Origin of the sequence: Acinetobacter sp. Ac_3412 (genome assembly GCF_013072675.1) — a bacterium.
GTDB classification, from domain to species: Bacteria; Pseudomonadota; Gammaproteobacteria; order Pseudomonadales; family Moraxellaceae; genus Acinetobacter; species Acinetobacter higginsii.
On sequence record NZ_LXUJ01000001.1, the window covers coordinates 54,665 to 67,945 of the forward strand.

General features: G+C 38.4%; 15 protein-coding genes and 1 tRNA gene. 4 read left to right on the forward strand and 12 right to left on the reverse strand.

The window, feature by feature from the left end:
* The first annotated feature begins 209 nt into the window (after positions 1–209).
* Positions 210–620, forward strand: a complete 411-nt coding sequence (locus A7P54_RS00270) for an OsmC family protein (RefSeq protein ID WP_171548296.1) — start codon at positions 210–212, stop codon at positions 618–620.
* Between the two features lie 38 nt (positions 621–658).
* On the opposite strand, the gene A7P54_RS00275 is transcribed toward A7P54_RS00270, so the two are convergent.
* A complete protein-coding gene (locus tag A7P54_RS00275; RefSeq protein WP_171548297.1) occupies positions 659–1,291 on the reverse strand; it encodes a hypothetical protein in 633 nt (210 codons plus the stop codon).
* A gap of 140 nt (positions 1,292–1,431) precedes the next feature.
* The gene (gene tkt / locus A7P54_RS00280; protein ID WP_171548298.1) at positions 1,432–3,420 is read right to left on the reverse strand and encodes a transketolase; all 1,989 of its coding nucleotides are present in this window, start codon (positions 3,418–3,420) and stop codon (positions 1,432–1,434) included.
* 383 nt (positions 3,421–3,803) lie between these two features.
* On the opposite strand from tkt, the gene metK reads away from it, so the two are divergent.
* Positions 3,804–4,970 carry a methionine adenosyltransferase gene (gene metK, locus A7P54_RS00285; RefSeq protein WP_004653111.1) on the forward strand — a complete coding sequence of 389 codons (1,167 nt, stop codon included), beginning with the start codon at positions 3,804–3,806 and terminating at the stop codon, positions 4,968–4,970.
* Between the two features lie 59 nt (positions 4,971–5,029).
* Here metK and A7P54_RS00290 read toward each other — a convergent pair whose 3' ends face one another.
* Positions 5,030–5,287 carry a hypothetical protein gene (locus A7P54_RS00290; RefSeq protein ID WP_004807761.1) on the reverse strand — a complete coding sequence of 86 codons (258 nt, stop codon included), beginning with the start codon at positions 5,285–5,287 and terminating at the stop codon, positions 5,030–5,032.
* Between the two features lie 241 nt (positions 5,288–5,528).
* On the opposite strand from A7P54_RS00290, the gene A7P54_RS00295 reads away from it, so the two are divergent.
* Positions 5,529–5,714: a hypothetical protein gene (locus A7P54_RS00295; protein ID WP_004807762.1), complete on the forward strand. Its 186-nt coding sequence runs from the start codon at positions 5,529–5,531 to the stop codon at positions 5,712–5,714.
* A 46-nt stretch (positions 5,715–5,760) separates the two neighbouring features.
* On the opposite strand, the gene A7P54_RS00300 is transcribed toward A7P54_RS00295, so the two are convergent.
* The 8 genes from A7P54_RS00300 to A7P54_RS00335 form a co-directional block, all read right to left on the reverse strand.
* Entirely contained in the window at positions 5,761–6,324 is a 564-nt protein-coding gene (locus A7P54_RS00300; protein WP_171548299.1) for an FxsA family protein, read from the reverse strand.
* Between the two features lie 186 nt (positions 6,325–6,510).
* Complete coding sequence (locus tag A7P54_RS00305) at positions 6,511–6,945, reverse strand: DUF333 domain-containing protein (protein WP_004807767.1); 435 nt, start codon at positions 6,943–6,945, stop codon at positions 6,511–6,513.
* Positions 6,946–7,109: 164 nt separating this feature from the next.
* Positions 7,110–7,271: a hypothetical protein gene (locus A7P54_RS00310; RefSeq protein ID WP_005316127.1), complete on the reverse strand. Its 162-nt coding sequence runs from the start codon at positions 7,269–7,271 to the stop codon at positions 7,110–7,112.
* Between the two features lie 168 nt (positions 7,272–7,439).
* Positions 7,440–8,858, reverse strand: coding sequence for an FAD-dependent oxidoreductase (locus A7P54_RS00315; RefSeq protein ID WP_171548300.1), 1,419 nt, complete (start codon positions 8,856–8,858; stop codon positions 7,440–7,442).
* Between the two features lie 601 nt (positions 8,859–9,459).
* Positions 9,460–9,672, reverse strand: a complete 213-nt coding sequence (locus A7P54_RS00320) for a cold-shock protein (RefSeq protein ID WP_004807774.1) — start codon at positions 9,670–9,672, stop codon at positions 9,460–9,462.
* Between the two features lie 459 nt (positions 9,673–10,131).
* Positions 10,132–10,341 (reverse strand): cold-shock protein, encoded by a 210-nt coding sequence (locus tag A7P54_RS00325; protein WP_004653101.1) that lies wholly within the window; start codon positions 10,339–10,341, stop codon positions 10,132–10,134.
* Positions 10,342–10,451: 110 nt separating this feature from the next.
* Complete coding sequence (locus A7P54_RS00330) at positions 10,452–10,685, reverse strand: hypothetical protein (RefSeq protein ID WP_004807776.1); 234 nt, start codon at positions 10,683–10,685, stop codon at positions 10,452–10,454.
* 185 nt (positions 10,686–10,870) lie between these two features.
* Positions 10,871–10,947, reverse strand: a tRNA-Met gene (locus A7P54_RS00335).
* Positions 10,948–11,244: 297 nt separating this feature from the next.
* Between A7P54_RS00335 and ruvC the strand changes: the two genes are divergently transcribed.
* A complete protein-coding gene (gene ruvC, locus A7P54_RS00340) occupies positions 11,245–11,790 on the forward strand; it encodes a crossover junction endodeoxyribonuclease RuvC (protein WP_004807778.1) in 546 nt (181 codons plus the stop codon).
* Here the strand turns inward: ruvC and A7P54_RS00345 are convergent.
* Positions 11,787–13,280, reverse strand: coding sequence for an NAD(P)H-hydrate dehydratase (locus A7P54_RS00345; protein WP_171548301.1), 1,494 nt, complete (start codon positions 13,278–13,280; stop codon positions 11,787–11,789). The two genes, ruvC and A7P54_RS00345, sit on opposite strands and share 4 nt — an antisense overlap.
* Between the last annotated feature and the right edge of the window lies 1 nt (position 13,281).

Genomic DNA, 13,281 nt, shown 5'->3' on the forward strand with positions numbered 1-13,281 from the left:
ATATAGTGATTAGTGTATAGATCAAGTATTTTTATTCACTAGTCTTTATAAAACGATATGTTTCACCAGTGCAACAATAAAAGCGTTACAGCACTTATCAAAAATCAATATCATAAGACCATTCGATACTGGACAATTGATCGGCAAGTTCACATGATCAATGGATATATTTTGATTTAGATACTTCACGACAAACAACAAGGTAAAATATGACACATACAGCACAAGCACTCAGTACAACAACACCTTATCGCGTTACGTTGACAGATCCTTCTGGTCATACATGGTATGCAGATGAGCCTTCAGAGAAAGGTGGTCAAGATACTGCACCCAACCCAGTTCAGCTTTTACTTTCGGCTTTAGGTGCCTGTACGACCATTACTTTAGAAATGTATGCCAATCACAAAGGGATTAAGCTTGATCATGTTCAGGTTGATTTAGCCTTAAATCCCAATGGTGAACCTGAATCAGGTCAAAATAATATTGAACGTAAAATCATCTTAAAAGGTGAATTTACCGAAGATCAGCATAAACGTTTATTAAAAGTTGCTGAAAGCTGCCCGATTCATAAATTGTTAACGTCAAATATTTCGATTCAGAGTGAATTAAGTATTGGGTAAGATATATAAAATATGGTCTTTACTCTAAAGACCATATTTTATAAAAAATTAATCTTGAACTGATAATTCAGGTCCTGACAATCAAATTCTTCCAACATATTCTGAGAAATGATCTGTTTTGCTTCTGGGCTTATAATCATATAAATTAAGTCATACCAATTTACTTCACTTTTGTCATCTGGACAGTAGAAAAGCCCCTCTTTTTGGTCCAATTTAATATATTTTTCATCGACACTTCTTAACTCATAACCACATTTATTGGTTATAAGCATGTTAACCAGTTCCATAATTTTAGTCTTATACTGCGGAAAAAACTCTGGTTTTTCAAAATTATGAACCATATCTAAGCTTGCCATCTTCAAAAAATGTGTTTCATACGTATCAATACAATTGACTCCAAAGACCCGCCAAGTAGATAAATTTTCGATTTCGTTTAAACTCTGAATTAAACAATCTGTATATTTAAATAGATGATATTTAGATAGGTTTTGTTTTGGGTCTTCTGTGAAAAGAATTTCTGTATCAAAACCCATATCAAGTTCGGCCATGGTACTTTGTTTGAATAAAGCTTCTCTAAGTTTTAAACGCCAGTCATCACACTCAAAATAATAAGTCCGGTTAGCAGCGATTCGACAAATTATTGAAAATAAATATGGGTGTATGTAATTCATAATAATTTTTTATTCACCTATAAACCAAAGTGTATTTCATAATTTCTTTAACTTTCTATCACTATTATTTTAAGAAACTCAATGTACATGTGTAAAAAAGCGCCCTTGATCAGGACGCTTTTTTATACCACTTAATTTAATTAAGCAGTCAATTCTTTAACCGCAGCAACAACCGCTTCAGTGGTGATACCGAAGAATTGGAACAAGTCTTTTGCTGGCGCAGATTCGCCGTAAGTGGTCATACCGATCACTTTGCCGTCTAAACCAACAAACTTCCACCAGTAATCTACATGAGCCGCTTCAACCGCTACACGTGCACGGATATGCGCAGGCAATACTGCTTCACGATATGCAGCATCTTGCTTCATAAACTCTTCAGCACATGGCATAGACACTACACGTACACCTTCAAGTTGTGCATATGCTTCCATTGCCAATGAAACTTCTGAACCTGTTGCAATGATGATTGCCTTCAATTCACCTTTCTCTTCAGCAAGTACATAACCACCTTTTGCAGCGTTTTGAATTTGAGCTTCATTACGTGCTTGGAATGGCAAGTTTTGACGAGAGAAAATTAATGCTGATGGACCATCTTTACGTTGAAGAGCAGATTTCCAAGAAATTGCAGCTTCAACTGTGTCACATGGACGCCATGTATTTAAGTTCGGTGTACCACGTAACGATGCAATTTGTTCGATTGGTTGATGCGTAGGACCATCTTCACCTAAACCGATCGAGTCATGCGTATAAACATGAATCACACGTTGCTTCATCAATGCAGACATACGTACCGCATTACGTGCATATTCCATAAACATCAAGAATGTTGCAACGTAAGGAACGAAACCACCGTGTAAAGCCACACCATTCGCAATTGCAGTCATACCGAATTCACGAACGCCGTAATACACGTAGTTACCCGCTGGGTTTTCTTGTACGCCTTGGCAACCTTTCCAAAGTGTTAAGTTAGAACCCGCCAAGTCAGCAGAACCGCCTAATAATTCAGGAAGTAATGGGCCGAATGCCTGTAAAGTATTTTGGCTTGCTTTACGTGTTGCAATGGTTTCTGCTTTTGCATTGGTTTCAGCAATGAAAGCATCTGCTTGCGCTGCAAATTCAGCAGGTAAATCGCCATTAATACGACGTAATAATTCAGCTGCTTCAGTTGGATATTTTGCTTGGTATTGAGCAAACAATTCATTCCAAGCTGCTTCAGAGGTTTGACCTTTTGCTTTTGCATCCCAAGCTGCATAAACATCTTCAGGGATAACAAATGAATCTTCTTTCCAGCCTAATGCTTCACGAGTTAAAACGATTTCGTCTTTACCCAATGGCGCACCGTGGCAATCTTCTTTACCTTGTTTATTTGGTGAACCTAAACCAATAATCGTTTTACAGATGATGATCGTTGGTTTATTAGTTTCAGCTTTTGCTTCTACAGTCGCTTGACGGATTGCATCAGCATCATGACCATCTACACGAAGAACTTGCCAGCCATAAGCTTTGAAACGTTGTTCAGTATCATCGCTGAACCAACCTTCTACTTCACCATCAATCGAAATACCATTATCGTCATAGTACACAACAAGTTTACCAAGACCTAAAGTACCTGCAAGTGAACATACTTCGTGAGAAATACCTTCCATCAAGCAGCCATCACCTAAGAAACAGTAAGTGAAGTGATCAACAACATTTAAACCGTCTTTGTTGAACTGAGCTGCTAAAGTTTTTTCAGCTAATGCAAAACCAACTGCATTTGCAATACCCTGACCTAATGGGCCAGTTGTTGTTTCAATACCAGGCGCATAGCCATATTCTGGGTGACCTGGTGTTTTAGAATGTAATTGACGGAATTGTTTTAAATCTTCAATAGATAACTCATAACCAGTCAAATGCAATAATGCATATTGCAACATTGAGCCATGACCATTTGACAATACGAAACGGTCACGGTTCGCCCATTGTGGGTTCGTCGGGTTATGATTTAAAAATTCACGCCAAACAACATCAGCGATATCTGCCATCCCCATTGGTGCACCTGGATGCCCTGAGTTTGCTTGTTGCACAGCATCCATTGCCAAGACACGAATTGCATTTGCAATACGACGTTCATTTAAAGGGGTTGTCATAAGTCAGAATCCGATTAAATCAAATAAGATGAGAGAAGATGAGAAATCATCTTTCAAAAGATGCGACTATTGTCTTAAAAAAACGCCAGTGGGTAAAGTGCAATACACGATATTTCTTATTTTTCACGCATTCATTTGGCATTCTGGAAGCAAATGTTCATGTGATAGACAACACACTTCTTTGCTAGACACAATTTTAGGCCCTAAATTACAGATTTATTCATATAAAAAGGCATTAATATCAGTTTCACTGATACACATATCAATAAAAACATAATGAAAATGAAATAAATTCATGCTTTTTAGTCAGCTTGTGCTAGTCCTCTGCGTCAAGTCGATGTAACATACTCTGTCTTTTTGAAAATACCAATGATAGGACGTTCATGCGCGAGTATGCTGTTTTTACTTCAGAATCTGTAAGCGAAGGTCATCCAGACAAAATGGCTGACCAAATTAGCGATGCAATTTTAGATGCAATCCTAAAAGAAGACCCGTATGCGCGTGTCGCTTGTGAAACATTAGTAAAAACAGGTGCGGTTGTTCTTGCTGGTGAAATCACAACAACAGCAAATGTGGACTTTGAAGCGATTGTACGTCAAACCGTAAATGGTATTGGCTATCACCATTCTGATTTAGGTTTTGATGGTTCTACCTGTGCCGTCATCAACATGATCGGTAAACAATCTCCTGAGATTGCACAAGGTGTTGACCGCCAAAAGCCAGAAGATCAAGGTGCTGGCGACCAAGGTTTAATGTTTGGTTATGCAAGCCGTGAGACTGATGTTCTCATGCCTGCTCCTATCTCTTATGCTCACCGTTTAATGGAGCGTCAAGCAGAATTACGTCGTTCAGGTACATTACCGTGGTTACGCCCAGATGCGAAAAGCCAAGTGACATTTGCTTATGAAAATGGCAAACCTGTTCGTTTGGATGCAGTTGTATTATCAACACAACACGATCCTGAAATCTCTCAAATTCAGCTTAAAGAAGCGATTATTGAAGAGATCGTTAAGCCGATCATCCCAGCTGAAATGTTCCATGCAGGCACTAAATTCCATATCAACCCAACAGGTATGTTTGTAATTGGCGGCCCTGTAGGTGACTGTGGTTTAACTGGTCGTAAGATTATTGTAGATACTTATGGCGGTATGGCACGTCATGGTGGTGGTGCTTTCTCTGGTAAAGATCCATCGAAAGTTGACCGTTCTGCTGCTTATGCTGGTCGTTATGTGGCAAAAAACATTGTTGCTGCTGGTTTAGCAGATAAATGTGAAATCCAAGTAAGTTATGCAATCGGTGTAGCAGAGCCAACATCGATCTCTATTAATACGTTCAATACAGGTAAAGTATCAGATGAGTTGATTATTCAACTTGTACGTGAACACTTTGACTTACGCCCGTATGGCATCACCCGTATGCTCAACCTGATTCAACCGATGTATAAGCAAACCGCAGCTTATGGCCACTTTGGCCGCGAAGGTTCAGACTCTGCCTTTACTTGGGAAAAAACAGATAAAGTTGAAATCCTTAAAGATGCAGCTGGATTGTAATCCATAGTGCTCTTCTATAAAAAAGCTCGCAAATGCGAGCTTTTTTATTTACCCCAAAATTATTTAGCAGAATCTGTATTATCTTGCTTAAACATCTCAAATAGTGAATTGCTTTGAACGGGCTGATCTTCTTGATGATGTTGCGTATACAAATGCGCAAGCTTAATAACAACGACAACGGCTAGACATGCGGCAACACAGAACATCCATAGACCATACGGACTACGGATATGATGAGAGCCACAATGTGGACACTCTTTATCAGTTGATGCAACAACCTTGTCACAACATGCACAATGATATTGATATAACATCATTAATTCCTCCTACCACTTATTTTTTATTTTCTTTTTACAACAATTTCAAATGTTGCACTTTTATCCTATGAAAAAAAAACTGAGAATTCAATCTAGTTTTCTGACCTATTCATTCAAATTAACAATTTTTTATGACAATTTGATTAGAATCTCGATTTTAAACAAATCTTTAAGTTCTTAATATTATTTTGATCTTTCACATAATTTGATAAAATAATCTTTTGAAACTGTGGAATACATCATGACCGAATTAATTAATAAAGGTGGATTTCGAGAACGTGCAAATCGTAGCCGTAAATACAAACAGTCCGAAAATGAGATTACAACTCTTCAACCAAGCCACTATCAGCCACAAAACAAAGAAGCCGATCTGCCTGCCACTCCAGAACCAGCTCAGAATCCACAAGAGCAAAAAGATAAGACATAAAAAAGCACACGCTATTGGTGTGCCTTTTTATCTACATAGAACTGAATCAGTTCACGTCTTTAAACTCAATTTTCTTTTGATCAGGTTTTACTTCACGTGCTTCGCCATCAATAATGGTTGAGTCTCGATATTGACCACCACCTTGTTGATTTTGCATGTCCTGCATTTGGCGCATTAGATCAGCAAATGGATTCTGCCCTGCAGCACCACCAGCGCCCATACCTCCCATCATTTTATCCATCATGGCTTGCTGACGTTTGGCCATCGTTTTCATTAAAGCATTACGAAACGCCGTTTGTACAGGTGGAATTAAAACCAACACTGCCAATACATCAGAAATTAAACCGGGAACCATCAATAGAAAACCAGACATCGCCAGTGCTAATTTCTTGGTGACCGCTGGATCAGCACCTAATTGGCCTGTCATCTGCATTTGCTGCAATTGAGGCATGATGCTCGATGTACTTGAACGAACCATATTCAAGCCAATGAAGAATGCGATAATGAACCAGAAAAAGACATACCACATACTTCCAACGAGGTCACCCACGCCAATCCAAACTAAAACTTCGGCAATTGTGCCAAATACCACGATAAGAAGTAGATTCATGTCAAATCTCGAAAATTAAAACCTTGTGCAATCTTGAAGAATCAATCCTGACACAACAAATAAAATAAACTCAATAAACTAATTGATGGGTACATTTCTCAATTTATCAAGTCTGATATGATAGCTTGTATAAAAAAGCTCCCAATTAAATTTAATCTAATTGAGAGCCTCAATAATTTCTATCGATTAGCCACAAGTCGCTTGGATAATCTTCTTAGACTGCGGATCAATCGTTACTGTTACACGATTTTCACGATAATCCATAGTGACAGGCTGATTTGGTCCTACACTGCGAACAATCTCAGACTTGGTTTTTTGTTTGATTTGATCTTCGCTTAATCCAGACTGACCAATTAACTTTGTCGCTTCATCTGCTAGGCATTTTGGCTGACTTGCACGGAACAACTCCCACTCTTCAATCACCTGTCCATTTGGTAACTTACAGTATCCAACCTGACCATTGGCTTCATTTTTAATTTCCAACTGACCACCTTGCTCTACACAATATTTGCTTGCAGGGTTCGCCATACCAATTTTTGGTGGGGTCATATCTTTATTTGGTGTTGCTGAACACGCCGCCAATGAGGCTACAATTGCACCTAAGAGTAAGATCTTTTTCATAATTTGAATTCTGATAAAGTGAAAAGGCAAAGATAACAAAATAATGTCGATTATTATGTCTATGATTTGAAACAAAAAGAACTTAGGCAAAAAAGTATGGGCTGCATAAGGATGTAACCCATACTTTTTCATTCACAAACTTATCCAATAGAATAAAGATACGCTTATTGAATAATGATGTATTCCAGCCGAATAGCCTGATCAATCAAGTAATGCTCTTTGATAATATAAAAGTAAGGTCGTGTATCCACCCACTCATCCATTGCCATAATAGCTTGCGTATACCCCGTTGCCGCTGAAAAATCTTTAACTTGTATAATATCCATGGACTTCATCCTTTTTTATTTAGCCTAACATATTATATTTATTCATATATAGAACAAATTGAAGTCGAATAAGTCATTTATGCACCAATCATCTTTCAAGCTCAAGAAACATAAAAAAATGTCTCACAGGGTGGAGACATTTTTATTAGAAATGAAGAAAATCGAATATTAAAACGAAACCATTTTGCCAGGATTGAGCATTCCAGTAACACCATACCAACCTTTTGACATTGGAATCGCTAAGGGCGCCAATAAACGACCAAATAAAATATCGTTGTGCTGAATCTTAGTGAGCATTGCATAATCGGTGTTCTTAGCTGAAAAATCATCTGCAATTGCTTTACCTATACGGACGGTTTGCGCCACACCATGCCCACTCCAGCCATGTACCGCATAAATTGGAAATTTATTGCCAAATTTTCGATTATCAGTTGCGCCATTCATAGTCAAATCACTGATACCACTCCAGCAAAAGTCCATTTCGACATTTTCAAGCTGCGGAAAAACTTTATTAATTCGGCCTAATAAATATTGATTCATTTTGGCGGCAGACCAACTTGTGCCTGTACCTTGCCCACCAAAAAGCAATCTATTCTTAGAAACACCACGATAATAATCAATCTGTAATTGCGTATCGTAGACAGGATGATCGTGTGGTAATAATTCAGTAATTGGCATGTCTAATGGCGCCGTAACTGCGATATAGGTATGAAATGGAATTGCTGTTTGTTTCTTTTCAGGAAGTAGCTTAAATGCATTATGATGTACTCCAATGACCACACTTTTACGTGCTTTAATCACACCCGATGCCGTCTGCACATAAACTCCATCTGCTTGCTCAGTGATCGACAACACTTCCGTTTGTTCAAACACCCGCCCGCCATGCTGGCAGAAGCCGTGTGCCAAAGCGCGGTTAAGTGCCAATGGATGAATATGCCCACCCAAGTTATCGACCAAACCACCTTTATACAGGTTGGACTTGATCAACTCTTTTAATTCATACTCACCCACCACTTTCGTGTGATCCTCACCCAAATACTTCCGAGCATCTGCACCTTGAGTCAAGGCAATCAAATGTCCCTCATGTACCGCAGCGGTAATATGTCCACGTTTTCGCGCCAAATTTACAGCATACTTTTCAGCAATTTGATCAATTAAAGACATTGCTTCCGTAGAAGTAAAATGCCAAAGTCTCTTGGCATCTTCATAACTAAAGCGCTTAATCATCTCCTCAGCTTCCCAACGTGCCAAACCTGGGGTAAGCTGCCCACCATTTCGGCCTGAAGCGGCTGAACCGATTCGGTTCTTCTCAACTAAAATGGTATCCACATCTTGTTCAGCCAAATGCAATGCTGTTGAAGCACCTAGCAATCCTCCGCCGATCACAACCACATCACATTCTTGATCTGCTGATAAAGCATCAAAACAATGCCAATCCTCTAAAGAACTCTCATAATAGTTTGCAGGATGATCAAACTGCCCTTGCTTTGGGTTGACCCAACTCCATTCATTAGAATTTTTATATGCTTTACTTTCTTTAAAAACAACATCATCTAAATGCGCTGGTTTCTTTATATCACCAAACATTCTAAATTCACCTAAAACAATTTTTTACCGATTAGTGCAAGCAGCTTATCGCAGAAAAATTGAGTAACAAAACCAGAATCTTTCAATAATTTTGATAGGTATATCAGTAGCCGTATATTCCATCAATATACTCAGATTATGAAAACCAATTAAATTTGATGCGCCCAGATCTTCAAGCATCGACGATAAAAATGAGGTGATTCAATAAAAATCAATAATTGAAATTAAAAAAGCACCCGAAGGTGCTTTTCTCTCTTAGAGGCTAGTTGCAATCAATACCACAAAGCTGAATAACAATGTACCTAAAGATCTCTTGCAATGTACATGAACTTCTTGCTCAAACCCTTGAGCATACGGCTCCAAGTTTTCCATAACTTTAACGCTCATTAAATGTACTACACTTATTAATTTGCCTAACAAATCAATAGAAATAAATTAGCAAAAAGTCGTATATCTCGCTAGTGCAATTTTTCAACCAAATGGTGAATTTATGACAAAAATCGACACTTAATACAAAATAATTTTCAAAAAGAGCCTGCTTTACATCAAGACATAAAAAAAGCCCACCAAAGTGAGCTTTTTTTAAATATCGCGCTTAGTTTTAAGCAACGACAGTAATACCACTTGCTTGAGGGCCTTTTTTACCTTCAGTAATTGTAAAAGACACGCGTTGACCTTCATGTAGCACTTTGAAACCACTGCTTTGGATTTCGCTGAAATGAGCAAAAACGTCTTGTCCAGAGTCTGCATGAATAAAGCCAAAACCCTTAGTTTCATTGAACCACTTAACTGTACCAGTCACAGTATTAGACATATATTTAAACCTATTTTAAAAAATTTGGGGCGCTTAGCAGCGAGCAACTTGGAATCATAAACTCTGAGAGGAAATCTGATAAAACGAAAGGTTTATCTACAACTATATGAGATGCAAGATTTTCTGAATCAACAGCGTTATTCTTCTAGTTAGCTTTCACTATACACGACTTTACATTTTTCACGCAATCTCTATCTATCAATCCTACTCCCTACGTCTTTTTCCCGCAGGTTATTCAAGACTACGAATAAGTAGGAAATAATTTTTTTAATTAATTTTCAGACACTTAAATTTAAATATTTTCATCTAAATTCTAAATTATGATTTTTATATAAATTTTTAACATATTATTTCATTTTCTTTTACTCTCAAATATTCGCTATTTTCACTCAGTTCAAATTGTTTTAGCCACAAAAAAAGCCCACTGTTGTGAGCTTTTTTTTCACTGGTCTAAAGTAATTAGATAACAGTAATTAGAGTTGCTTGTGGGCCTTTTTTACCTTGACCAAGAACAAACGAAACGCGTTGGCCTTCATTCAATACTTTGAAGCCCTTGCTTTGGATTTCGCTGAAATGAGCAAAAACATCTTCGCCAGAGTCAGCTTGAATAAAACCAAAACCTTTAGTTTCGTTGAACCACTTAACAGTACCAGTAACTGTATCAGACATACCTTTAAACCTTTTAAACTTTGTTCATTTATGAATTAAATCAAAATTTTTACATCATGATTTAATACAATCTATCCTTATTGAATAGATACTACAAGTATGTGAACCATTTATGTCAATCGATAAAGTTGATTAACATCGGTATAAAAGCTTTTCCCGTCCAAATTAAAGTCAATTTCTTGACCTGATTCCAACAGGATCTTCTTTCCTACTTCTACCCATTTAAAACCATTCAGCGTATTTTGCTGACGCTTTAAAGGGATGATTCTCACACAAATTTCATTACCATTGCTGGCTTTGGCTACACGCCATTCATTAATAATTTTCAACACAAAATCACTCATTTCTGAGCTCAAGTGATCGATTTTGATTTACTATAACACTAGATAGATGAGAGAGGATAGCTACATTTCTAGAATCTAATAATTTTTAGCTTTATTTAGGGTTATTTCAGCTAACTTTATTACTGTCTATTCTTTTTAGACAGTAACCTTAAATACATCACAGAGCATAACTAATTTAATTCGGTTGGTAGCGGGAGCTGGATTTGAACCAACGACCTTCGGGTTATGAGCCCGACGAGCTACCAGACTGCTCCATCCCGCACCGACGAGTTATCTTTATACGCACATCTTTCCCACAATGCAAATTATTTTTATAAAAATCGCTTAATTTATCAATTAATGTCTAAATTACACACAAAGTGATCAAAACTCACTCTTATTCAATAGGCCTGAGTTAATCTTGCAAATGAGTTCTAAATTTTCAGATATTCAATAAATCAATTAAGATTCGTTCAATAAAACAACTATTTCTTTATAATTCAAAATTCTACAAAAATATTATGCAGTAAAAAGCCCATTATGTAACAATATCATCACCCTTTCATTTATATAGTGCTTCATGTCATTAATTATTGGTATTGACCCTGGTTCACGCTTAACAGGTTATGGAATTATCGAAAAAGATGGCAATAAGCTGCGGTTTGTTGATGCAGGAACAATTCGTACTGAAACACAAGAAATGCCTGAACGTTTGAAACGTATTTTTGCGGGTGTCGAACGTATCGTTAAATTTCATGGTCCAACAGAAGCAGCGGTCGAACAAGTATTCATGGCACAAAATCCCGATTCGGCTCTTAAGCTCGGTCAGGCCCGTGGCGCGGCAATTGCTGCACTGGTGAATCTAGATTTACAAGTCGCAGAATACACAGCACGTCAAATCAAGCAGTCTGTTGTCGGTTACGGCGCAGCAGAAAAAGAACAAGTTCAGCTCATGGTGATGCGTTTGCTTAATTTAACCATCCAACCTCAAGCAGATGCGGCAGATGCGCTTGCCGCAGCAATTTGTCATGCTCATGCGTCAGGTAGTATGAGTAAAATGGCAGTACTCAATGCTTTAGGTGGTATGGCACGCGGCCGTAGCCGTTCGAGTAGCAGACGCCGTTAAACCTTTTGATTCACGACTTTATATATCATTTTTGCCATGTCATGCGCTTGTAATCCCCTCATACCCTTTTCAGCCAGTAGATCGCCTGCCTGTGCATGCAGGCTGACAATCTCATGCAATGCAATCTGTTGATGAAATTGAGCTTTTAAACTCGCGATCATACCTGCCAATACATCCCCCATTCCACCTGTACCCATACCCGCATTGCCCTGCGTACAGATAAATAATTGTTCTTCTAAAATTAAACTACCTGCACCTTTCAACACCCATTTCCCTGCATATTTTTGTTGTAACTGTTGAATGGCAGCGATACGGTCTTGTTCTATATCCGCAGCAGTACATCCCAACAACGTTGCGGCCTCACCTGAATGTGGCGTTGCATAGAGATGCTGGTTTAATTGTTGCGGATGCTTGGCCAGAAAGCACAAGCCATCTGCGTCAAGTACAACCTCTAAATGTGAGTTTTGCTTGAGTAAATCAAACCATTGTAAATATATTTGCTCTGCCCATTCATCTCGACCTAAGCCCATACCAAAACAGACTGCATCTACTTGCATTAATAGCTGTTGAATGACTTCCTGATCTAAGGCATTAATGTCTCGCACCATAATATTTGGTGAACGTGCCAAAATGGCTTGATGATGTTTTACATGACAAATGACACTGACTTTACCAGCTCCTGCATGGAAGGCAGCTTCAGCGGACATGATCACTGCACCGCCCATGTCTGCATGTCCACCAACAACCAGCACATGCCCATAGCTTCCTTTATGTCCAAAAGCCTGACGTTTCGGCAAAACGATTTTTTCAGGCGACAAATAAGCAAGTGCTTTTAATTCTTGGTCAACTGGAATCAAACTCAGCAAATGTAGTTTCCCCACATATTCCTTGCCTTGACCAGTAAACAAACCTGCTTTGTAACCCAGAATCGTGAAGGTTTGATCAGCTTGCACGGCACAGGGCAAAGCTTGTCCAGTATTGGCGTTGAGTCCACTAGGGATGTCAATCGAAACTTTTAAACCTGTTTGTGCATTGAATAGTTGAATAATATCCTGCCAGTTTGGATCTAGCATTCGGTTGAGACCAATGCCAAATAAGGCATCAATATGACAATCAAAAGTGGGCAGTTCCTGATGGACAGCATTTTCAGATAAAAGATAATCAACACTTTGAATATCGACTTGATGAGACTGGGCAAAATCTGCGGCTTGTTTTAAATCCACGGATTGTCCGAGTTCTGTAGCAAATACCGTAATGCTAAATCCGTATTGCTTAAGAAACGCAGCAATATAATAGCCATCACCCGCATTATTACCCTGCCCGCACCAAACTGCGATCTTTTGAGTTTTATTTTGCTGAAATTGTTGCATTAACTGTTGTGTAATTGTCCAAGCCGCTTGCTGCATGAGCCCTAAAGATGAGTTTTGCTGAGCAAACCAACGCTGCTCCCATGCTTGGATACTTCGGCTATGGTAAACTACAGCTTGCATG